We start from the raw sequence: 21167 nt of genomic DNA, 5'->3' as shown, positions 1-21167 counted from the left end.
TATTGGAGTCATTATTGCTGTTATAGGAGCAATAGTATTTGGGTTCATCATGAGTGAATCGGTTACGCATGTACTTGGTGATATTATTGAGCGTTTATCAGCCGGTGCCCGTCAGGTCAATGATTCAGCTGTTCAGATGAGCGGTGGAAGTCAGGGGTTGGCGGAAAGTACAAATCAACAGGCCGCCGGTTTGCAGGAAACCACGGCTTCGCTGGAAGAGATGTCGGCCCAGTCTAAACAAACTGCGCAAAATGCCAAACAAGCCGAAGTGGCAATGAAGGAGGCTAGGCCGCGTGTAGAAAGCGGAGTGGAGGCTATGAAGCGGATGGATAAGGCTATGGAAGAAATTAAAGAATCTTCGCTTGAAACGTCTAAGATTATTAAAACGATTGATGATATTGCCTTCCAGACGAACTTGTTGGCGTTGAATGCAGCAGTTGAGGCGGCACGGGCCGGAGAAGCCGGAAAGGGTTTTGCGGTTGTAGCTGAGGAGGTACGGAATTTGGCTCAGCGAAGTGCTGAGGCAGCCCAAAATACTTCTGAACTTATCGAAAGTTCACAGGAAAGCTCTGAGCGAGGAGCCAAGGTAGCCGGTGAGGTTGCTGAAAACCTGGAGAAGATACAAGACAGTGTTCAAAGTGTTAATACTCTTGTTGTCGAAATATCAGCGGCATCATCTGAGCAGCAAAAGGGAATTGAAGAAATGAATTCTGTGATGAATAATCTTGATCAAAATGTGCAGAATGATGCTTCCAATTCTGAAGAGTTTGCCAGTTCTGCCGAGCAACTTTCATCGCAGGCCAATGAGCTCACCAATATTGTAGATAATTTGATTGACTTAGCTGGTCTGGGTAATACCTCAGAGGTGAATAATCTGAATAACCGCAAGGAGGATTCTAGTTCACCGTCAAATGGTATCGATGATGACGAAACTTATTCATCTTATGGCAATGATAGGGATTACAGGAATGATAAACTTGTGCCGGCAGAAAATAATACAAATGGATATAGGGGATAAGGTTGTATAACTGTTGCAATCAACATGTTAAAATAACATTACCTCTAATTTTGAAATAATAATTGTAAATAAATACTCATTATGAAAGACCAATACACTAAAAAGGATAAGTATGTTAAAATTATTGGATTATTAGCTGCTGGGATATTTTGTTCGGTTCTGTTGTCATCTACTGCTTTGGCTCAAGAATCTAAGCCTAAAGTCTACACGGTTGTAGATCAGATGCCTGAAATTAAAGGGGGCTTGTCTGCTTTATATAAGGAAATCACATATCCAGAAGAAGCTCGTAGAAAAAATATCTCAGGACGAGTGTATCTGCAAGTAATTGTAAACAAAGATGGTACAACTGAGAATCCTAAAGTGCTTAAAGGTATTGGTGGAGGATGCGGTGAGGCAGCTAAAAAAGCGATTAAAGAAATTCAGTTTAAACCTGGCAAGAATAAAGGAAAAGCTGTTCGGGTTAAATATTCATTGCCTGTAATATTTCGATTAGAGAAGTAAGGTTATTAGCGCTGTGTGATGATAGTCGACCTTACAAAATGACAAAGTCTGTTGATGGAGAAGGAGGGATGGCAAAAGGTTGATACCATTTAATATATTGAAATGAAGACAGTATGGAAGGCAATATACCCAGTGATTTAGAAATACTCGAAGATATTTATTATCGGTATCACAAAGATTTTCGTAAGTATGCTAAAAAAGATCCCGATAGAATTGCACGGATTCGGGTTCCCATTGAGGTAGAAGATGTGGCAGAAGCGTGTGGGGTTGAAGAGGATATGATTTTCGGACGTATTTTTTATCACTTTAACAAGAACTATAGTTATACCAATACCGATGGTGAAGTAACGTCATTCTTTTCAACAGAAAAGTTTGAAGGGTTAAGTGTAAACTTTCCATTAGTGGCATCGGTATTGGCTGATAAATATGATGAAAAAAAGAAATACGAAACCATTTTGTTGTTAGTTGCTATCGCAGTTGTCATTTCTATTGTGTCGCTATTAGTTGCTTTTTTTGTATAATGTAATTTCCAAAACTAATCGTTTAAGTGTAGGTAAGATGAAAATTAGTGTATTGATTGTTGAAGATGATCCAACAATGAGAGTTGTACTCAAAAATACGATTCAATCAGTGGATATGGATATAGAAATTGACAAAATATATGAGGCTGAAAATGGACAGGAAGGAATAAAGGTACTTAAAGAGCAACATCAGATAGACCTGATGTTGGTGGATATTTATATGCCGGTGATGGATGGACTTGATATGCTCGACTATGTCCATGATCATCCTGACTTTCAACACATTCCAGCTATTGTTGTATCTACCGAAAATGATGAGCAACGAATTGATGCAATTCTTCGTAAAGGACTGGGTTTTGTACCCAAGCCGTTGACCAATGTATTGTTGAAGGACCAAATAGTTAATATGTTAGGCAAAGTTGCTGAAACCAATTAGTAACAAAGCTTTTTAGTACCCGTCTTCAAACCCAAACCATAAGTAGGGATACCCATTCTTAGGTTAATAATTGCTCAGCCATCCTAGATTCTAATTTATCAGTATGTTGAGATCTTAATATACTGATAAAGATCATACTGATGATTCAGTGGCTGGGCCCAATTTATTTAATTAATGAAACTGCTTTAGGATTTCCAGTAGGGGGTAGGCAAAGTAGAAATGAGGTCTCCTGAAATGGATTGTTATCCGTTACAAAAATAGACCCATGATACCGTTTGGCATAAAGGAGGGCCATCGTTAAACCAATTCCCAACTTGCGGGCGGTTGTAGTCACGAAAGGATAAAAGAGTTGGTCCGAAATAGGTTTTGGAATCGGATTGCCATTATGAGCTACTTTGATAGTATTGGCGGTAGGTCGCGAAATTTGGACCTGATATTCTTCAATGGGCGAAAATTCTACGGCATTATCAATTAATAAAGCTAATATTCTACGTAAATCTCCTGGGTTGCATCGGAGTGGTGAGTTGTGCCCTTTGTTATGGTAACTGATATTTTGGTTGATATCAGCTGAATAGTTAGTAAGAATATCTGCTACAATTTCTTTGGGATCTGCAGAGAAGTTATTAAGGTCCACATGGGTTAACGAAATTTTCTGTAGAGTATCCAACTCGTCAAGTAAATCAAAGAGCTCCTCAATCCCTTCATTAATTTTATTGAGATATTTAGAGGACTGTACAATATCGGTGTTTGACTTCACCAGCTCAGCATAACCCTGAATACCTGTTAAAGGAGATCGAACCCGGTGAAGTAAAAAGCCAATCATTTTTTTCAGGGATTGCATAACATCAAAGCCGGGCACGCCATCACGCTGTTTGAGTTGTATTTTTAAATGTTGGCTTCCTTCCCAAAGGAATGTTTCTTGTTTTAATTCATACCATCCTCCATCAAAATAAGCTGGAGTAATATTTGGTCCGGCACTGGGTATAGTATGAACAATCTTTTTAAGTTCTTTCCCAACGGGATTAAGTTTTCCGAGCCTAGTAATAGCTGCATCGTTAGCTTTACATATTATTTTGCTACCCATCTTAACAATGAAGGTGGGTTCTATACTATCGAAAAGTGTCATCTCAGCTGTACCCCCGCTTCCCTGTTGATTTTGAATAATCATAGTATATTGTCTTGTAAGAATAAAAAGAATCTACTATGCAACCATCTATATACGTCTACTTTTATCCTTGAACTGATCAAGTTATCAGCTGTGATTATGGATACTTAAGCATTGGATGGTTTCACCGCCAACATATTAATATTAGTCAGGAAAAAATTACCTTCGGAGCGGTTATTTATGCAGTTCCCTGTCTAAGAAAGAAAATTATAATGTATTTGTACCGCCGTGTTAAGAATATTGATATCTGGCACAGCAATTGCCTGTAGTATTTACGCAGGCTTATACTTAGGTAAAAATGTTTTGTTCCGAATAAAATGTGAGAATCTAAAATAATTTTTAATTGCTATGCAGATAATCGATAGTGGACACAGTCAGTTATTGGCAAAAGCGATGGATAGTTATTCATTGCGGCAGGAAATTACCGCTTCAAATATTGCCAATATTGATACGCCGGGTTATAGCCGGCATAACGTTGAGTTTGAAAAAGCATTGCAGGAAGCGCAAAAATCAGGTAAAACTATGCATCAGGTTAATCCCCATATTCAAGAAACAGGGGATAAGGTGGTGTTAGAAAATGAACTTCTTGAGATGGCAGATACCCAAATGAGAGTACAGCTGGTAACCCGGTCGCTACGCCATCATTTTGATACTCTACAAACTGGTATTACAAGTACTACACGATAATTAAAGAACATATATAATGATACCTGACAGACTTTCTACAGCTTTTCAGACGGCAGCTAAGGGCTTGGCCGTACAGCGAGAACGTATTAATGTAGCCTCCCGAAATATTGCAAATGTTAATACAAGTTCTACTGAGGGCAGTGGTAACGGATACCGGCCACAGTCCGTACGTTCATCTGCTCCCCAGCCCACTGACTTTAAAGAGATGTTAAGCCAAAGCTTGGGAGGTTTGAAAAAGACACGTGAGCAACATATGTCTCCCAAGGTGCTTGGTAATGGCAGGGCTTTGGGCAGCCAATCACTGGGGCCCAACCATACGATTGCTGAAGAAGATAGCTTCCGCTATGAATATGAGCCCAACCATCCTGATGCCAATGAAGAAGGTATGGTCCGGTATCCCGATATCGATATGGTTGAGGAGATGACTCGCATGGTAAGTGCCAATCAAATGTATGAAGCTAATCTAAGCAGCATTGAAGCTGAAAAACAGATTATAAAGCAAGCACTGAAAATTTAATCCAACATCAAATTTCGATTCAACAAAGCAGTAAGGAATTAGAAAGCTAAAAGACTCACCACATTATGATTGAAGGAATTGAAGCAAGCGGCCTATTAGAACAGGTGAATGACATTGAGCAGGCTTCACCCGAGCGTGAAATAGTCACTGAAAAAGAAAATGAGCAATCATTTTCGGAGGTGCTTTCTGACGCTATCAATGGAGTAGATCAGACGATGAAAACTTCGGATGCCAAAGTTCGAGATTTTATAGCTGGCAATACGGACAATGTGCACGACACGATGATATCAATGCAGCGTGCCAAATTAAGTTTTGATTTAATGGTAGAAGTACGAAATAAGGTAGTGGAGACGTATCAAGAAATAAGCCGCATGCAAATATAGAAGCTGATTAAATGAGTTCATTTGTAGAAAAAGTTAAAGAATTTCTCGATCCGTTATCGACTGCTCAACAAACGCTATTTTTTGGATTAATTGGGGCTATCCTGATTTTTACTGGAACAGTATTCTATTGGGGGTTGAGTCCCAGCTATACGCTGTTATTTGGATCACTTGAGCAAGAGGCGGCCCAGCAGATTGTTACCGAACTGGATGAACGGGGCATTAATTATGAGCTGGATAATGGAGGTAGCTCTATTTATGTATCCAATGAACAGGTAGATCAGCTTCGGTTGGAGTTGGCACCAATGGGAGCACCCAAATCTGATATGAAAGGCTATGAGCTTTTTGATAATAACTCGCTGGGGATGACAGATTATATGCAGCAGTTAAATAACAAGCGGGCGTTGGAAGGAGAACTTTCGCGTTCAGTGAATAGCTTGCAGCAGGTCGAATCTTCACGCGTGCATTTGGTGTTGCCTGAGCGTTCTCCGTTTCAAGAGTCAATGGTTAAAGCCTCTGCCTCTGTGTTGTTAACGCTTAAGCGGGGTGAAAAACTGGAAAAATCACGTGTGGATGGTATTACGTCTTTAATAAGTGGTAGTGTTGAAGGGTTGGAAGCCAAAAATGTAACTATTGTTGATCATGCAGGGAATCGATTAACCGATGACCATCAAAATGAGGGGGGCTTCGCATCCGAAAATGGATGGTTGAAGTCGGAAAAGAAGACGGAAAACTACTTGGCCCGGCGTGGACAAACGATGTTGGACCGCGTATTGGGCCCCGGCAATAGTATCGTTCGGGTTTCTGTTGATCAAAATTTTGACAGCCTGGTTCGAGAGTCGAATAATATAGATCCGGAGAGCAGAACATTAATTTCGGAGCAGCGTGATGAGCAGGTAGAAACGGAAGAAGGATCAGAAATGGTACCCGTTGATGAGTTTACACCGGTGGAAAACCGCGGTGAAACATCTGTCATAACCACAAATGAGAATGAGAGTACATCACGAACGCGAAACTATGATGTAAGCGAAATAAAAGAGGTATATAAAAAAGCACAGGGCGAAATAACGAATATTACTGCTTCGATATTGGTAAATCACAAGAAGATTGAAACCGTAAATGATCAAGGGGAAACGGTATATGAAACCGAACCTTATACTGAAGAAGAACTACAAGAGTTTCGTGACGTGATTGCTTCTGCCTTGGGGGTTAGGGATGAACGCGGTGATGATATTACAATCCGGCAAGTTGAGTTTTGGAGTCCAGAGCAGCAACCCCCGGCCGGACAAATTGTTGATGGGTATTGGCCTTGGTCCCGTGTTATACGGGGGGTCGTTATGATAATGACACTTGGGTTAATTATCTGGTTGCTGTTTGGTATTCGCCGACAGATGCGTGGAGGCCAGCCTGGGCTTGCACTGCAGTCTGCATTTGGAGATCAGCAGCAAGTCTTTTCTGAAGGGCAGATGGATTTCGGATTAGAAAGTAAGAATAAAGAGGAGATGGAAAATCTTATGGGTGATCAAGACGAAGAAGGAGTCAAAGCATTAAAAGGGAAGAGTTACGATATGGAAGAGATTATAAATATGGTCGATATGAAACCTGATAAAGCAGCTAAAATCATACGTTCAATGTTAATTTCAACAGATGATGACGAATAAAACAGTATGGCAAAGCAGAATAAAAAGCGCGTAATCAGTGATGTGTCGCAATTAAAAGGAGCTGAAAAAGCAGCTGTTTTTATTACCAATATTGGTACTAAATATGCCACTCCGCTTTTTAATTATATGAAAGAAGATGAGATTGAAGCTATAACCCTTGCTATTGCCGGGATGGATAATATTAAGCCCGGTGTAGTGGATGCAGTGATGGGTGAGTACTACCGAATGATGTCGAACGATGAGTTGCTTCTGGAAGGCGGGGAGGATTATGCCAATCAGTTATTAGATGAGCTGGGGGATTCGATCAATTCTGATAAGGTGCGCCAGAAGCTCAAGGCCAATTCGGAAAGTACAGCATTTGATGACTTTCAAGAGAGTAAAATTACACAGATTACGAATTTTCTTAAAAATGAACATCCACAGGTTATTGCGCTCATTTTTTCTCAGCTTAATGAGAAACGCACTGCTGAGATATTGGCTCATTTGGATGGTGATTTACAAGCTGAGGTAATCTATCGTCTTACCACGATGGAAAAAATATCGACTGAGGTCATTGAAGAAATTGAGGAAGTCATCGAAGAGCAAATGGGGGGTATGTATACGGTTGGTGATCGGATCAAAAGCGGTACGGATGCCGTGGCTCAAATTCTCAATGAAGCTGAAATCGCTGTTGAGCGACACATCTTGGCTCAGATTGAAGAGCGCGATGCACAAATGGCTGATGATATCAAACAACAAATGTTCCTTTTCGAAGATATCATCCACTTTAACGATCGCACGGTTCAAACCATCATCAATGAGATGGAAAAAACGGATCTTGTAATGGGTTTAAAGGGCGTAGATGAACAGGTTAAGAAAACCTTCTTGAACAACATGTCGGATCGAGCTGGAGCTATGCTTCAAGAAGATATGGATGCCCTCGGACCGGTACCGCTTAAGGATGTGAAAGAAGCACAGTCTCGAATCATCCGGAAAATAAAGCAGCTTGAAGAAGAGGGACAAATTACAACCCGTAAGATGGACGAAGAAGAAATTGTTGAGTAGACCTCTATGGAAGATCAAAAGATTTTACATACCGAAGAAATTAACTGGTACAATGAGGAAGAAAATCGTCTTGATTATGAAGTAGCGTTTGGTGATGATGGGTATAAAAAAACGCAGAAAAATAATTCACCACAGGTTTACTCAGAACCTAAGGTAGATATAAAAAAGCTTATCGAGAAGCGAGATGGGAAATGGAAACAGCGATTGGAGAGAGCCCGTGAGGAAGCATTTGAGAAAGGATGGCAATGTGGATATAAAGAAGGTTTTGAAAAAGCTGAACAACAGGTTGATGAGAAGATATCTCGGTTGGAGGAGTTGGTGGAAAAGGCCCATGAGGATTGGAATTACCGCCACCAGTTATTAAATCCGGGACTGCTAGATTTAGTGTTTGATATTGTAGAAAATATTGTTGGCCTACCCGTTGAAAATCCCGAAATACGAAAGCAGTTAGAAGAGAAATTATCGGTACTGTTGCATGAAACTGACGATGAAATTAAGCCTCAGCTTTGGGTCAGTGAACAAGATTATCATTTTGTGGAAGAGTTGGTTGAAAGGTATGCTCCCGAGCTTTCGCTTTCTATACGTGTAAGTGTCGATTGTAATACCGGTGAGTTTGAGTTTGAGACCCAAAATGAGACGGTCGTCCACCGGTTTAGAGAAAAGCTTGCTGATCTGAAGGATAGTATGACATTACCTTCCTGGAAATGACTGAAACTACTGATTTGCGTACACATATCGACCAGATTCGGAACCATCTTGATGATTATTCTGGTGGTAGTAAGCGATACGGGAAGGTATCATCAATCGTGGGTACTATTATTAAATGTACGGGCTTGCAAGCCAGTGTTGGTGAAGTGTATGGCATTGAAACGATTATGGATACTGTGATTCCTGCCGAGGTGGTAGGACTTGAGGATATTTACGCACTGCTGATGCCCTATGAAAGTATCAAGGGAATGCGATCGGGATGCAAGGTTGAGTATATGGGACAGTCACTGACGGTTTCAGTAGGTGTGGAAATGCTGGGGCGCGTTGTTGATGCCAATGGCGACCCCATCGACAAAAAGGGCCCCATTTTGTGTGGACATCAGGCCCCTGTTCATAACGATCCTCCCTCACCAGTTGAGCGTGAGCCAATTGATGATCCTATGAATACAGGAATCCGAGCTATTGATGCTTTAAATACCATTGGCAAGGGGCAACGTATTGGGCTTTTTGCAGGTTCAGGGGTTGGTAAAAGTGTGCTGTTGGGGATGGTTGCCCGCCATTCGGATGCTGATATCAATGTGATCGCTCTTATTGGAGAACGAGGGCGAGAGGTGCAGGAATTTATTGATGATACGCTTGATGATGATCTGCTTGAACGGTCAATTGTTGTAGCTGAAACTTCAGATAAATCGGCCATGAGTAGAATTAAGGCAGCGTACACTGCTACATCTATAGCAGAATATTTCCGTGATAGAGGAAAAAATGTCCTTTTGATGATGGATTCGGTCACACGTGTGGCTATGGCTCAGCGCGAGGTAGGATTGGCAACGGGCGAACCTCCAACTACGAAAGGATATACCCCAAGTGTCTTTTCGATGTTGCCGAAATTTCTTGAGCGTGTAGGTAAAACATCGAAAGGAAGCATTACTGGGATTTATACTGTACTGGTTGACAGTGACGATATGAATGAGCCAATTGCGGATGCCGTGCGATCTATTTTAGATGGTCATATCGTACTTTCAAGACGACTAGCACATAAAAACCACTATCCGGCTATTGATGTCCCCGGAAGTATTTCTCGAGTTATGCCAAACCTGGTGACGGCTGAACAGCGGGAATTGGCAGGCCGGGTTCGGGATATGATAACCACATATCGAGAGGCCGAAAACTTGATTAATATTGGGGCTTATGTGGAAGGATCAAACCCTAAAATTGATAAAGCGATAGAAAAACGTGAGGATTTGGAATCATTTTTGATACAAGATATGAATGAAGCGGATTTTGATGATAGTTTGTGGGATTCGTTACGGAAGATAATTCAATAGAAGATATTGAAACATTATGACCTTTGAATTTTCGTTAGAATCGGTATTAAAAGTTCGAAAGCATGAAGAAAAGGTCCAGAAGCAGAAGCTTGCTGAAAAGCTAAATAAGAAAAAGGATCTAAATGAGCTTAAAGAACGATTAGCAAAAAAATTGGAAAATCACATTAGTGGCGCCGATAGCATTAAATTTGTTAATCTGCACGACCTGCAACGGCAACAACAATATATCAACGAACTGCATGAAAAAGTCAAGAAAGTGAATAATAGTCTTGACAGTATAAAGGCTGCTGTAGAGCAGCAGCGTGATAAATTAGCCGAAGTTCATAAAAAGCGACATATCATGGAAAAAGTAAAAGAAGGCGAGCGGGAGTTGTTTTTGGAAGAAATGAACAAGCAGCAACGCAAAGTTATGGATGAAGTTGCAACGCAAACGTTTAGTAAATAAGGGTTATGTCAGTAAAGAGAATTATAAAAATTCTGGGATATATTTTTGCGCCAATCCTGATATTGACGATAGCGATCTACTTTTTATTTCCGTACCTCAATGAAGAGAAACATCAACAAGTGGCCAAAAAGTATAGTGATGATTTTGTAGTTGGGGATACGACGAATATGACGACTTCCTTCTTTTCACCAACGATAGAGGGGGATAGGGAAGCAACCGGAAGGGCTGGAAATGTAAAGGATATTGGTGAGAGTCTAGCTCGCTTGAAAGAAAAATCACAATCTTATCAACAAGATATTGACAGCCTGCAGAAAGAAATTGATTCATTGACAACAGCTAAGGATTCACTTAAGGAAAAGCTCAAGGGTAGTACTGAATATGAAGGCGAGACACAGGGAAAAGATACGGTAATATCCCAGGAACAATTTTCGAAAAACATTAAAAGTCTCCTTGATCTTGATGTCGAAAATTTGACTCCTATTCTCAGTAAGATGAGCAATGAACAGCTGGTACGGATGTTCAAGGCGGGATCAGGGTTGCAGCAGAAAAAACTTTTGCGATCACTGACGGCAGATCGGGCAGCAAAATTGATGACTGAGGTACTATAATGTTAAGCAAGCTATTATCAAATATTAGGTCGGGAAGCTCAGCTTCTGTTGAAGACACTGGAAATGGTAGTGGCAATAAGGATGGAATAAGCTCTTCTGAGCATGATTTTAAGTCACTATTGTATTCATTAAAAAGTGAGGGTGTTTCCAATAAGGCTAAACAGCATTTGTTAACGCTGGCAGGGGAATCCTCAAAACAAAAAGAAGCAGCAGGTGACAAAGCGACCCATAATATATTAGGTGGATCGTTTATAGCAACGTCGGGAAATGATGATAAGAATTTGCTAAAGGCTAAAAAGGGTATCCTGAAAGAGCTAAAGAAAGAATTTCAGAATACTAAAAGTGAACTTACAGGGGGTAAGAGTACTGAATCTTTAAATAGTGACCCGAAAGTAAATACAGAGCAATTGATAGAAGAGGTATCAGCGAAAAGTGCTGAGGGTAATAAAGAAACTGTTTCGGACAAAAATGTTGATGCTGAATCAGATGACACGCAACTAAATGGGGAATCAAAAGTTGAGGGTGAAAAACAGAAGGAATCTAATTCTGCAGAAACTCAGGCTGTCCAAAAGATAGCGGATAAGGTTAGTATTACTCCACAAGATAAAAGACAGAAAAATGGAGAATCCCAAAAAGGTGATTCAGAAAAAGTATCTGCGCGTAATAATAAGGGAGATAGAACCCAAAAGAAGCATCGTCTAAAGCAGAATGCTGAAAAATTAGTAGATGTCCAAAACAATAAGGCAGTTGCAGATCAAAAAAATATTGATGAGGAAGTAAATAAAGCAGCTAAAAATGTAGATGAAACGAGTGGTAAAAATCAGATAAGGAATAATAAGATAGACGGTCAAAAGGTTTCAGCTACCAATATTCAGAATGAGTTGCCAAATGAAAGGAATAATATAGCATCGACTTCTACGAGCAACAAGCAAAAGAAATCCGTATTGCGGAATCCAGAATCGTCAAATGAAACGAAGGGCGGTGCTGGAGGTAAAAAGGGAGCGGGGCAAAGTGATTCGGTTATAAAACCGAAAAATGAGAACGTGCCTCTACAAAAGGCCCCAGAAATAAAAGAAAATGCTTCTGTAAGCCAAGGTAGTGACAAGCAGTCTCCATTGTCGAACCGTGAAGGTTTATCATTTGAAAAGCGTCAAAATAATGGCAGTCGCCAAGTACTAAGGGATTCAATGAAGCAGCACGACAAAGTGCGGAAAAGGCCTGACAATCCGAAGGTATCATCTGGAAATAATCAGGTGTCAGAACCATTACAAGCTGGGCAGTCGGCAAAGACCGAATCGACTGAGCAGCAGAAGAATATGATGAATTCATTCTTCCAGAAAAAGGGTACGACCAATATTTCGATGAAGGCCGTACAAAATCAAAAAGTAAAGAAGAGTAGCAACGAAAAGACTGAGACGGAAAACAGCCTCAGAGGATTTGGTAAACAATCCTTAGAGGATAGAAATAAATTTTTGAGTCGCTTGGGGATCACTGGATCAAATGCACAAAAACAGGCGAAACCGTTAAAGCTACAGAACTTTACGGGAGTTTCGGTTGGAGACTCAAATGGGAGTTTGAGTGAGCAGAAGATAAACTGGGAAGAGCAAATGACAAAGGCTATGGATTCGTCCTGCAATAAAGAATCTAATGCAAGTTCGAGCGCCAGTTCTATGCGGCTTGGACAGATGCCAGTAACAAATGTATCGCTCCGCAAGAAGATTATGCCAGGTTTAACACAGCGTGTTCAAAAGGCGGCCTCATCAGCGAAAGAAAATGCAGGAAATTGGCAAAAACACACGTTTACGCTGGATGATGGAAAAAATATTCAGCTTTCGGTACGTGAATCGAAGGGCGTGGTGCAGATTAAAATGGGATCGATGAATCTTGATTTGAGTAAATTTTTGCAGCAGAATTTGCAGCAGATTCGTGAGCATTTGAGGCAAGAATTTGACTCTGAAATTGATCTGCAGTTTGAAAATCAGCAGCAGGGTGAGGAGTCAGAGCTTTCAGAAAATACCGACCGTTCGAATCAGAAAAGAAACTATCGCAATAACTTTGCCGGTGAGAGCTTGGCAGCAGAACACGCAGAAGAAGTACGTACAAAAACCGTCCGTAATTTTGGATACAACCAAATGGAATGGACCGCATAAATTAATGAAAATGACAGTGTTATGGATATAGGACAAGTAAGTGCACAATCGCAGGCAACATCTCAGAACAGTCAATCGCTAACCGGGAATAGTAAACTTGGGCAAGAGCAGTTTTTGCAGCTCCTGGTAACACAAATGCAGAATCAGGATCCGCTTAATCCCATGGATGGTAAACAGATGGCTTCACAGTTGGCTCAATTTAACTCTGTTGAACAGTTGATTGGTGTTAATAATGGGCTGGAGCAACTGTCGCAAAGTCAGCAGTTGATGCGTACCGAATTGACGAATTCTATGGCTTCTTCACTAACAGGTAAGAATATCCGGGCCTTGAGTGATAAGGTACAATTAGAGAGCGGCAAGGATGCTAATGTAAGTTATGATCTCAATAATGCTGCCAGTGAAGTAGAGATTGTTATTCGTGATGCTTCTGGTAACGAAGTTCGCCGCGAAACCATTGAAGGCGCTTCAAAAGGAGAAAATAACTGGAGTTGGGATGGCAAAAGCAATGATGGAATTGATGTGCCTGATGGAGAATATCGTGTAGAAATTAATGCCACGAATGGCGATGAAAACGTAAAGGCACGTACCTTCATTGAAGGAACGGCCAATAAGGTTCGGTTTACCGGAGAAGGCGTTAAAATATCAATTGATGGGGTAGAAGTACCCATCGGCGATATCGAAACCGTAGCAGAAAGTGAAGAGTAGTTTTAACTCATAAATAATCAGTTTAACAATAATACAGTAAGCAGTAGCAATCGAAAGCTGTACTCATAAAAAAAGGAGTAAGTTATGTCGTTAATTAAGTCGTTAAATTCAGGAGTAAGTGGATTAAAGAGTTTCCAAACGAAGATGGATACCATTGGAAACAATATTGCGAATGTGGATACCAACGGATTTAAATCTTCGCGGGTAACCTTTTCGGAATTGATGAATGAAAACATTGGTGGTGCCGGAGGCGGTGAATCGGCCCCCTCACAAAGTAATCAGGTTGGTTTGGGAGTGCGCGTAGCCTCGGTCGATCGTGATTTTAGTTCTGGTACGATCGAGAATACAGGTAAAACTACGGACTTGGCTATCGAAGGCGATGGATATTTTGTAGTCAACAACGGCTCGCAGGATCTGATGACCCGTGCAGGCAATTTTACGTTCAATAAAAATGGTCAGCTTGTTGATCAGGCCGGGAATTTCGTGCAGGGATATAATGCTAACGACTCAGGAAATATTCTGGGCGGCGGTGCAACCGACAATGTACGCGTAGATTTTGAAAATGTCCTTGAACCTAAGCAAACAAGCGAAGTGAATCTGGGTGGAAACTTGGATGCCAGCACAAGTTCACGGCAAATTGTTTCTTCTCAAAGTGCATTTACCGATGACAGTGGTAATCTGGCCGGCGGTAGTACCGATATCAATGATTTGAGTCAGACTGCGGAAGACCTTGAAGCAACGGATGTTATTGAGGTCTCATATACACAAAATGATGGCACGGCAGCAACGGCAGATTTTGAGTACGGTACTGATGGTACAACTCTTAATGACATGGTTAGTGCCCTTAATAGTGATATTAGTGGAGAAGGAGAATTTGCCTTGGTTGACGGGATGTTGAGGCTAAAGTCTGATACCGTCGGTGATAGCGAACTTAATGTTGATTCTGTTGCTATAACTGATGGTAGTGGAGATGGAACTGATTCAGTTAACTTCCCTGGCTTTAAAGTATCTCAAGAAGGAGATACAGGGACCCAAACGATGAGTACGACCGTGTATGACGGGCTTGGTAATGAGCATTCCCTCTTAGTTGATTTTACTCAAACGGGCGAAGGTCAGTGGGATTATGAGGCTAAGTTCGCTGATGGTGAGAGTATCACGGGAGGTTCAGCAACGGGGACTATAAACTTTGATGAAGCTGGACAGATTGATGGAAACAGTAATTTTAACATCGAGTTTGATCCCAGTAATGGAGGCAGTAACGTTAATTTTAATGTAAGTCTTGGTGGATCTGAGGGCACCGACTTTACCCAATACTCTGGTGCAAATACTGCTAAGGTATTGAACCAGGATGGTTATACGCAGGGATCTTTAGTTGATGTACGTATTAACGGAGATGGACGAGTACAGGGTGTCTATGACAATGGTGAAAACCAAGACCTGGCACAATTGGCCCTGGGCGATGTACAAAACGAAGACGGTCTTGAAATGGTTGGCGGCGGATTATTCCGGGCAACCTCAGCGGCTGGTGAAGTTTTTGTAGATGGTGCCGATAATGTTGCCAACAGCAATATCCGATCTGGAGCTCTTGAGGGATCCAATGTTGATTTGGCTCAACAGTTTACGGAAATGATTACCTCACAGCGGGCTTATCAATCAAGTGCACGAGTAATCAGTACTTCTGATGAAATGCTTACCGAGGCTGTAAATTTAAAACGATAATGAGTCTGACAAGCTGATTTTATAATTAGCAGGGTAGGTTAACGCTCTGGTCTTGTATTAGTAGGTACAAGATTGGGGCGTTTTTTATTTAGTTGATAAGCCGTATTGATCCTGTCATTTATTGCAAATTTGATGTTAAGAAATTAGCTCAGTTGACGATAACCATATCTATGTTAGATAGATCAACAATAATAGGATTTGTTTCTGGGTTTACCTTGATTTTAATGGCTATTGTGCTGCAAGGTAGCTTAATAGTATTTGCGAGTTTGTCAGCATTTTTAATTGTTGCCGGTGGTGTCTTAGCAGCAACTTTGGTGAACTATAGCTATGAAAATATCAAATACAGCTTCTTGACAATTGGTAGGATGATGGGAGCTAAATCGGTAGACCTACGAACCGATATGGAATTAATGCGGATGTTTGCTAAGAAAGTACGTACCAAAGGATTGCTGGTTATCGATGATGAGATCGGTAATATTGATAATGATTTTTTACAGAATGGTTTGCAGTTGGCTGTTGATGGATATAACAAAGAAAGTTTAAGCAATATTTTAGATGATGAAATTCAAAGCCAAGAGCGCCAGTTATCGATATCGGTTAAAGTATTGGACTCGATGTCGGAGTATTCACCAGCTTTTGGGATGATCGGGACATTGATAGGAATGATTCTGATGCTTCAAAATATTCAGGACCCCGAATCTCTTGGTTCTGGATTGGCTGTAGCCCTTATCACAACGCTTTATGGTACTATTTTGGCAAATATGGTATTGGGTCCATTGGCCGGAAAATTAGAGTATTTGAGCAAGCTGGATTTAAACCGTAAAGAAATGTTTCGCGTAGGTATCCTGTCGATGGTTGAGGAAGAAAATCCACGCATTATGGAAAATAAAATGTTGATTTATCTCGCCCCTAAGCAGCGCGCAGAGTATAAAAAATTCCATGAGAAATTGCCGTATGGTACTGATCGTGAAGATAGACTTTTTCAAAAATGGCCTAAATATCAGAGTGAAGAATGGGAGAAATTGAACGAAGATCTGGAAGTGGAAACTGGATGACAACTTACAGCGACCTTGTTACGCTGTTGTTGGTTTTCTTTGTGTTATTGTATGTGTTAACACCGGGTATTGACGAATCTACCTTTAATGATATCATGGCTTATTTCCAAAATTCGAGCAGTGTCGTTTTTACAAAAGATAGCGCCAGTGAGCAAAAAGATGATGGAACACTACGCAAGGAGTGGCAACAGGTGCAAAGTTTTTTGGAAGAGCAAGGGTATTCACAAGAAGTTGATATCGAAAAAACAGATGAAGGCGTTAAGGTTACACTTAATGATTCTCTTACGTTTGAGAGTGGTTCTGCACAATTGTTAAAACGCTCAGAAATTGTTTTAGAGCGTATTGCTCTGGCCATCGATGGTGAAGTGAGTGAAGTGAAAACGCATGGACATACTGATAATGTGCCGATTTCAGATAGTTCAATATATCGTACCAACTGGCATTTAGGGGCTGCTCGAGCTGTCTCGGTGGTGTTATTTTTAAATCGTGAGGCAACTCTTGCATCAGAGAAGTTTGAAGCAAGCAGTTATGGAGAATTTCGACCAGTAGCATCAAACAATAACTCGGAAGGGCGCCGACGAAATCGAAGGGTGGAAATTTATATCAATTATGAGCAAGAAAAGGAAACCATACAAATTGATGCTTCAGGCATAAATCCTGATTCACTTGAGGGTATTGTGCTACATGAAGTAATGAAGAAAAGAGGTCGGTATGGCGAATAAAAAGAAAGGACCTATAAAAAATAAGAAGAAATTGAAGCAGTCAATTTTTCTAAGATTTGGAAAATATTTCCTAATATTGGCTTTAGTTCTGGGCCAGTTTTTTGCTGCATATTCTATCATTAATAAAAATTATGAGGCTATTTATAGCTATACGAAAAGTCTAATGCCCGAAGAACGAGGAAAGGCTGAACTAAAAGAGATTATCGTAAATCCGGCCGGGACTAACGGCCAGCGTTACTTATTGGTTCAATTATCTCTTGAACTGGATAGTATAGAGGATCAACAGCTAATTGAAGACAACAGGTCAAAGATTCGGAACAATATCATTAAGTACCTTTCTGCCAAAACAGTCTCTGATTTGATTGGTGTTCAGGGTAAAGAGGATTTACGGATTGAACTGGTCCGGTTAATTAACCAGGCCATCAATTCTCGTTCGGTACGCAATTTGTATTATTCTAAATACGTAATGCAATGATGTTAATAAATATCCGAACGAAACAGTATTTATGGAATCGCAAGAGCCCGGGCAACAGCTTGGGAATGTTAAATATGTAGAGACCTATGACTTTAAGCAGCCTAAGCTGTTTAGTAAAGAGATCATGCGTAACCTTCGTTCATTGCATGATATTTTTGCTCGAAGCATAAGCCGAATATTTGGTAGCGCGCTACGTAAAAAGGTTGATGTGAGTCTTGAAAAAATTGATCAGCTCTCTTCAAGTAAATTTATCAACAAAATAAAAAGTCCGAGTGTTATCTATTTGTTATCGGTTGATGATTCATCATCCGGTAATATTATTATGGTGATGCCGCCAGGGTTTTGCATACATCTGGTAGAGCGCCAAAGCGGTGGCTATGGAGGCGATATTTCGGAGCGAAGAACGCTTACTACGATCGAGGAAAAAATTGTTTCTCGTATTGTAAATAATATCACTGATGAAATTTTGATGGCTTGGGAACCCTATATGGAATTCGAAATTCAGTCATCAACCTTTGAGAGTAAGCCCGAAAATATTCATATGGCTTCGGTTGATCCCACCATTGTGGTACAGATTTCTGTTTCATTTGGGGATAAAAAAGCCAATTTCCACCTTTCTTATCCGTACAGTCTTTTAAAAGAAGCGATGAATAATTCGGTCTTGAAAAAGGGTAAAAAAACCGAAACTGTTGAGCTTACTGACGAACAGTTGAAATCATACAAATATACGCTTTCAGATGCCGCTGTTAGCATTAAACCATTGCTGGGAGAAACCACAATATCGGTACAAGATATTATTGGTCTAAAAGAAGGTGATGTAATACCACTTGAACAGCGGACCGATCAACCCCTGAAGGTAAAAGTAAATAATGTACATAAGATGTCAGCCTATCCAGGCGTCATACATGGTCGCCGAGCTGTGAAAATTTACGATTTGATAGAAGAGATTAACGAACAGGAAGTTATATAAATTCAGTTATGGATATTCCACAAGAAACTTTAGAGCAGTACCTGCCGACAATAGAAGAGTTTTTGACCTCGATTTTACTTGAGGAGACCGATATTAGTATTGATGCTTTTAAAGATGTTGACCAAGAGTTTGTTCAGGAGCACTTAAACAATACGGATGTATATCTTTATGCGCGTGAACAAAATGTTAGTACTGATGTTATCGTGGTGCTCGATCAAGAATGGTTTGGGCTGCTGTCGAGCATTATGTTGGGTATTGAAGAAAAAGAAAAGAATGAACAAACAATTGGACTGCTTGAAGATTTTGCAGATGATTTGGCAGCAGCAATTAAAGAGGAAGCCAGCTCCAATGAGTTAGATCTTGATTTTGGAGAGGTGCGGGTTCTCTCAAAAGAAGAACTGAAAAAGGAGTTAAGACACGAAGAATATGGTTGGTCTAAACTTGATATTGAAGGGATTGCTGACGATGTAGTGCGAGCTGAATTTTTAATGGGCGACCCTGATACTGAAATCGAGGTTGATGAAGAAGAAAGTACTGATGAGGCAGAAGAAGACGATAGCAAGAGCAAGAGTTCTATCGACGAATTAAGTTCGCTTGAGCAAAGTGATGATGAGGACGATTTTTCAACAATTGACGCTAAGGCTGAGCCTAAAGAAAGAAAGAAAGAAAAAGTAATCTCAGCCCGACACATTGAATTTGCTGAATTTTCGGATGAAAATGACAATGGCAATGGCGAAGCACACAGTATGGATCTGTTGAAAGATGTGGAATTGGATGTCTCGGTTGAGCTTGGACGTATTGAATTACCGTTGGGTAAAGTGTTGGAGCTGGCAAAGGGCTCAGTCATTGAGCTTGAAAAATTGGCCGGTGAACCGGTAGATGTGTTAGTAAACGGCAACCGCATTGCCCTTGGCGAAGTTGTTGTCATTGATGAACATTTCGGGGTCCGTATTTCAAGTCTTGTGACAACCAAAAAACGATTGGCTAAAATTAAAGATGGATCTGAGGGATAAGCTTTCTTCGCTGGATGCCCCCCCCAGCAAGATTTTAAAAATTGTTCTCGGCCTTGCGGTCGTATTACTGCTGATGTGGCTATTTACCTTGTCACACATCGATTACAGTCAAGGCTCCAGTGCTAAAGAATATATTAAGGCAGAAACGGATTCTACGGAGCAGGTTATTTCTTCTTCCTCCAATGTTGAGGATAAAGCTGATGATATACAGTCATATAAACAGCCATCGGGCGTATTTACCAATGGACTTATTACCTTTTTAGTGCTGCTGGTTGTTTTGGTGATGGTCTGGTTTTGGGTCGACCGTAAGCAATCAGGACGTTCCGGGCGGAGGGGGCGAGAATTAGACAGCCATGTGTTGGGAGAAGGGGCAAAGCTCAAAATTGTCGAAATAAACCAAGAGGTATGGGTTGTAGGCGTGACTTCCAGCACAGTGAATTTGCTACACCGATATCCCCGGGAAGAATGGAAAGAGAAATCGCAAGAGCAGGACTCTAAAAAGAAGGATGTATTTAGGAAGCTCTTGAAAAGGCAGATGTCATAACATGAACATGTCCGGAATTTTTTCTTGGAAAAAAATTGGGATTATCGGCAGCTTGTTGGTACTACTGTTACCTGTTAGTGGATGGGCAAGTTCTCTCTCCTATACTGGATTAGGTGTGCCCGCATTCTTGCAAGCTGCTCCCACCATCGATTTGGGGATGGAAGGCGAAGACCTTTCGGTAGCTATACAAGCATTAATTTTGGTTACCGTTTTGTCGTTCGGATCTGCCTTTATTACAATGATGACGAGCTTTACGCGTATTGTCATTGTCTTTTTCTTTTTACGGATGGGTCTTGGCACCCAACAGTCGCCTCCTAATAAAGTATTAATAGGGCTGGCGCTGTTTCTCACCATTTTTATCATGATGCCTACCTTTCAACAGGTGAATGATGATGCCGTACAACCATACCTGAACGAAGAGATCACGCAGATGGAGGCACTGGGAGAGGCTTCGACGCCCTTAAAGGAGTTCATGGTTAAACAGACGCGTGAAAAGGAGCTGCTCTTTTTTATGGATATGGTGGAAATAGAATCCGTAGACAGCGTAGAAGAAATGCCCTTTTATATTGTGGTTCCCTCTTTTGTAATGAGCGAACTTCGGGTAGCTTTTCAGATTGGTTTTATGATCTATCTGCCGTTTGTCGTTATTGATTTAGTGGTATCAGCGGTACTACTTTCGATGGGTATCATGTTTTTGCCCCCGGTATTGGTGTCTCTGCCGTTTAAAATTCTGGTATTTGTGCTTACCGACGGATGGTATCTGCTGGTACAATCACTGGTACAAAGTTTTAATTAAAA

Annotated in this window: 23 protein-coding genes and 1 pseudogene; 23 read left to right on the top strand and 1 reads right to left on the bottom strand. The window is 40.8% G+C overall.

Annotated elements, in window-relative coordinates:
* Window positions 1-334: 334 nt before the first annotated feature.
* The 4 genes and pseudogenes from J6I44_RS20990 to J6I44_RS00905 all read left to right on the top strand — a co-directional run.
* Window positions 335-673, top strand: a pseudogene (locus tag J6I44_RS20990) (methyl-accepting chemotaxis protein); the annotation flags it as partial.
* 426 nt (window positions 674-1099) lie between these two features.
* Window positions 1100-1519 (top strand): energy transducer TonB, encoded by a 420-nt coding sequence (locus J6I44_RS00915; RefSeq protein ID WP_265764050.1) that lies wholly within the window; start codon window positions 1100-1102, stop codon window positions 1517-1519.
* 113 nt (window positions 1520-1632) lie between these two features.
* Complete coding sequence (locus J6I44_RS00910; RefSeq protein WP_265764049.1) at window positions 1633-2040, top strand: hypothetical protein; 408 nt, start codon at window positions 1633-1635, stop codon at window positions 2038-2040.
* Between the two features lie 37 nt (window positions 2041-2077).
* Window positions 2078-2476, top strand: a complete 399-nt coding sequence (locus J6I44_RS00905; RefSeq protein ID WP_265764048.1) for a response regulator — start codon at window positions 2078-2080, stop codon at window positions 2474-2476.
* 163 nt (window positions 2477-2639) lie between these two features.
* On the opposite strand, the gene J6I44_RS00900 is transcribed toward J6I44_RS00905, so the two are convergent.
* Complete coding sequence (locus J6I44_RS00900) at window positions 2640-3644, bottom strand: sensor histidine kinase (protein ID WP_265764047.1); 1005 nt, start codon at window positions 3642-3644, stop codon at window positions 2640-2642.
* Window positions 3645-3989: 345 nt separating this feature from the next.
* On the opposite strand from J6I44_RS00900, the gene J6I44_RS00895 reads away from it, so the two are divergent.
* From J6I44_RS00895 to fliP, 19 genes are all read left to right on the top strand, one after another.
* Entirely contained in the window at window positions 3990-4328 is a 339-nt protein-coding gene (locus J6I44_RS00895; RefSeq protein ID WP_265764046.1) for a flagellar basal body rod protein FlgB, read from the top strand.
* Window positions 4329-4344: 16 nt separating this feature from the next.
* The gene (locus J6I44_RS00890) at window positions 4345-4845 is read left to right on the top strand and encodes a flagellar basal body rod protein FlgC (RefSeq protein ID WP_265764045.1); all 501 of its coding nucleotides are present in this window, start codon (window positions 4345-4347) and stop codon (window positions 4843-4845) included.
* Window positions 4846-4910: 65 nt separating this feature from the next.
* On the top strand, window positions 4911-5228 hold the full coding sequence (gene fliE / locus J6I44_RS00885; protein ID WP_265764044.1) for a flagellar hook-basal body complex protein FliE: 318 nt from the start codon (window positions 4911-4913) through the stop codon (window positions 5226-5228).
* Between the two features lie 11 nt (window positions 5229-5239).
* Window positions 5240-6886 (top strand): flagellar basal-body MS-ring/collar protein FliF, encoded by a 1647-nt coding sequence (fliF, locus tag J6I44_RS00880; RefSeq protein WP_265764043.1) that lies wholly within the window; start codon window positions 5240-5242, stop codon window positions 6884-6886.
* A gap of 6 nt (window positions 6887-6892) precedes the next feature.
* Window positions 6893-7930 carry a flagellar motor switch protein FliG gene (fliG, locus tag J6I44_RS00875; RefSeq protein ID WP_265764042.1) on the top strand — a complete coding sequence of 346 codons (1038 nt, stop codon included), beginning with the start codon at window positions 6893-6895 and terminating at the stop codon, window positions 7928-7930.
* A gap of 6 nt (window positions 7931-7936) precedes the next feature.
* Window positions 7937-8638 carry a FliH/SctL family protein gene (locus tag J6I44_RS00870; protein WP_265764041.1) on the top strand — a complete coding sequence of 234 codons (702 nt, stop codon included), beginning with the start codon at window positions 7937-7939 and terminating at the stop codon, window positions 8636-8638.
* Window positions 8635-9963: a FliI/YscN family ATPase gene (locus tag J6I44_RS00865; protein ID WP_265764040.1), complete on the top strand. Its 1329-nt coding sequence runs from the start codon at window positions 8635-8637 to the stop codon at window positions 9961-9963. The genes J6I44_RS00870 and J6I44_RS00865 overlap by 4 nt, the downstream gene beginning before the upstream one ends.
* Window positions 9964-9979: 16 nt before the next feature.
* Window positions 9980-10408 carry a flagellar export protein FliJ gene (gene fliJ, locus J6I44_RS00860; protein ID WP_265764039.1) on the top strand — a complete coding sequence of 143 codons (429 nt, stop codon included), beginning with the start codon at window positions 9980-9982 and terminating at the stop codon, window positions 10406-10408.
* A 5-nt stretch (window positions 10409-10413) separates the two neighbouring features.
* Window positions 10414-11016 carry a hypothetical protein gene (locus J6I44_RS00855; RefSeq protein ID WP_265764038.1) on the top strand — a complete coding sequence of 201 codons (603 nt, stop codon included), beginning with the start codon at window positions 10414-10416 and terminating at the stop codon, window positions 11014-11016.
* Window positions 11016-13166 (top strand): hypothetical protein, encoded by a 2151-nt coding sequence (locus J6I44_RS00850; RefSeq protein ID WP_265764037.1) that lies wholly within the window; start codon window positions 11016-11018, stop codon window positions 13164-13166. The genes J6I44_RS00855 and J6I44_RS00850 overlap by 1 nt, the downstream gene beginning before the upstream one ends.
* Before the next feature lie 21 nt (window positions 13167-13187).
* Window positions 13188-13871, top strand: coding sequence for a flagellar hook assembly protein FlgD (locus tag J6I44_RS00845; RefSeq protein ID WP_265764036.1), 684 nt, complete (start codon window positions 13188-13190; stop codon window positions 13869-13871).
* Window positions 13872-13955: 84 nt separating this feature from the next.
* The gene (locus tag J6I44_RS00840) at window positions 13956-15590 is read left to right on the top strand and encodes a flagellar hook protein FlgE (protein ID WP_265764035.1); all 1635 of its coding nucleotides are present in this window, start codon (window positions 13956-13958) and stop codon (window positions 15588-15590) included.
* 170 nt (window positions 15591-15760) lie between these two features.
* Entirely contained in the window at window positions 15761-16645 is an 885-nt protein-coding gene (locus tag J6I44_RS00835) for a motility protein A (protein WP_265764034.1), read from the top strand.
* The gene (locus J6I44_RS00830) at window positions 16603-17367 is read left to right on the top strand and encodes an OmpA/MotB family protein (RefSeq protein ID WP_265764033.1); all 765 of its coding nucleotides are present in this window, start codon (window positions 16603-16605) and stop codon (window positions 17365-17367) included. Before J6I44_RS00835 ends, J6I44_RS00830 begins: the two co-directional genes overlap by 43 nt.
* Entirely contained in the window at window positions 17357-17842 is a 486-nt protein-coding gene (locus tag J6I44_RS00825; protein ID WP_265764032.1) for a flagellar basal body-associated FliL family protein, read from the top strand. Before J6I44_RS00830 ends, J6I44_RS00825 begins: the two co-directional genes overlap by 11 nt.
* Before the next feature lie 31 nt (window positions 17843-17873).
* The gene (locus J6I44_RS00820) at window positions 17874-18812 is read left to right on the top strand and encodes a flagellar motor switch protein FliM (protein WP_265764031.1); all 939 of its coding nucleotides are present in this window, start codon (window positions 17874-17876) and stop codon (window positions 18810-18812) included.
* Window positions 18813-18820: 8 nt separating this feature from the next.
* Window positions 18821-19825 carry a flagellar motor switch protein FliN gene (gene fliN, locus J6I44_RS00815; RefSeq protein ID WP_265764030.1) on the top strand — a complete coding sequence of 335 codons (1005 nt, stop codon included), beginning with the start codon at window positions 18821-18823 and terminating at the stop codon, window positions 19823-19825.
* Window positions 19809-20369, top strand: coding sequence for a flagellar biosynthetic protein FliO (locus tag J6I44_RS00810; RefSeq protein WP_265764029.1), 561 nt, complete (start codon window positions 19809-19811; stop codon window positions 20367-20369). Before fliN ends, J6I44_RS00810 begins: the two co-directional genes overlap by 17 nt.
* 1 nt (window position 20370) lies before the next feature.
* Window positions 20371-21165 carry a flagellar type III secretion system pore protein FliP gene (gene fliP / locus J6I44_RS00805; RefSeq protein ID WP_265764028.1) on the top strand — a complete coding sequence of 265 codons (795 nt, stop codon included), beginning with the start codon at window positions 20371-20373 and terminating at the stop codon, window positions 21163-21165.
* The last annotated feature ends 2 nt before the right edge of the window (window positions 21166-21167 follow it).

Origin of the sequence: Fodinibius salsisoli (genome assembly GCF_026229185.1) — a bacterium.
Classification (GTDB): Bacteria; Bacteroidota; Rhodothermia; order Balneolales; family Balneolaceae; genus Fodinibius; species Fodinibius salsisoli.
This window is presented reverse-complemented; position numbering and strand designations above follow the sequence as displayed.

Excerpts from the sequence above, each read along its gene's own strand:
- fliP (WP_265764028.1), top strand. The coding sequence starts at position 20,371 with ATGAACATGTCCGGAATTTTTTCTTGGAAAAAAATTGGGATTATCGGC.
- fliE (WP_265764044.1), top strand. The coding sequence starts at position 4,911 with ATGATTGAAGGAATTGAAGCAAGCGGCCTATTAGAACAGGTGAATGAC.
- J6I44_RS00890 (WP_265764045.1), top strand. The coding sequence starts at position 4,345 with ATGATACCTGACAGACTTTCTACAGCTTTTCAGACGGCAGCTAAGGGC.
- J6I44_RS00910 (WP_265764049.1), top strand. The coding sequence starts at position 1,633 with ATGGAAGGCAATATACCCAGTGATTTAGAAATACTCGAAGATATTTAT.
- J6I44_RS00870 (WP_265764041.1), top strand. The coding sequence starts at position 7,937 with ATGGAAGATCAAAAGATTTTACATACCGAAGAAATTAACTGGTACAAT.
- J6I44_RS00850 (WP_265764037.1), top strand. The coding sequence starts at position 11,016 with ATGTTAAGCAAGCTATTATCAAATATTAGGTCGGGAAGCTCAGCTTCT.
- J6I44_RS00900 (WP_265764047.1), bottom strand. The coding sequence starts at position 3,644 with ATGATTATTCAAAATCAACAGGGAAGCGGGGGTACAGCTGAGATGACA.
- fliF (WP_265764043.1), top strand. The coding sequence starts at position 5,240 with ATGAGTTCATTTGTAGAAAAAGTTAAAGAATTTCTCGATCCGTTATCG.
- J6I44_RS00845 (WP_265764036.1), top strand. The coding sequence starts at position 13,188 with ATGGATATAGGACAAGTAAGTGCACAATCGCAGGCAACATCTCAGAAC.
- fliG (WP_265764042.1), top strand. The coding sequence starts at position 6,893 with ATGGCAAAGCAGAATAAAAAGCGCGTAATCAGTGATGTGTCGCAATTA.
- J6I44_RS00820 (WP_265764031.1), top strand. The coding sequence starts at position 17,874 with ATGGAATCGCAAGAGCCCGGGCAACAGCTTGGGAATGTTAAATATGTA.
- J6I44_RS00915 (WP_265764050.1), top strand. The coding sequence starts at position 1,100 with ATGAAAGACCAATACACTAAAAAGGATAAGTATGTTAAAATTATTGGA.
- J6I44_RS00835 (WP_265764034.1), top strand. The coding sequence starts at position 15,761 with ATGTTAGATAGATCAACAATAATAGGATTTGTTTCTGGGTTTACCTTG.
- J6I44_RS00825 (WP_265764032.1), top strand. The coding sequence starts at position 17,357 with ATGGCGAATAAAAAGAAAGGACCTATAAAAAATAAGAAGAAATTGAAG.
- J6I44_RS00905 (WP_265764048.1), top strand. The coding sequence starts at position 2,078 with ATGAAAATTAGTGTATTGATTGTTGAAGATGATCCAACAATGAGAGTT.
- J6I44_RS00865 (WP_265764040.1), top strand. The coding sequence starts at position 8,635 with ATGACTGAAACTACTGATTTGCGTACACATATCGACCAGATTCGGAAC.
- J6I44_RS00810 (WP_265764029.1), top strand. The coding sequence starts at position 19,809 with ATGGATCTGAGGGATAAGCTTTCTTCGCTGGATGCCCCCCCCAGCAAG.
- J6I44_RS00840 (WP_265764035.1), top strand. The coding sequence starts at position 13,956 with ATGTCGTTAATTAAGTCGTTAAATTCAGGAGTAAGTGGATTAAAGAGT.
- J6I44_RS00830 (WP_265764033.1), top strand. The coding sequence starts at position 16,603 with ATGGGAGAAATTGAACGAAGATCTGGAAGTGGAAACTGGATGACAACT.
- J6I44_RS00855 (WP_265764038.1), top strand. The coding sequence starts at position 10,414 with ATGTCAGTAAAGAGAATTATAAAAATTCTGGGATATATTTTTGCGCCA.
- fliN (WP_265764030.1), top strand. The coding sequence starts at position 18,821 with ATGGATATTCCACAAGAAACTTTAGAGCAGTACCTGCCGACAATAGAA.
- fliJ (WP_265764039.1), top strand. The coding sequence starts at position 9,980 with ATGACCTTTGAATTTTCGTTAGAATCGGTATTAAAAGTTCGAAAGCAT.
- J6I44_RS00895 (WP_265764046.1), top strand. The coding sequence starts at position 3,990 with ATGCAGATAATCGATAGTGGACACAGTCAGTTATTGGCAAAAGCGATG.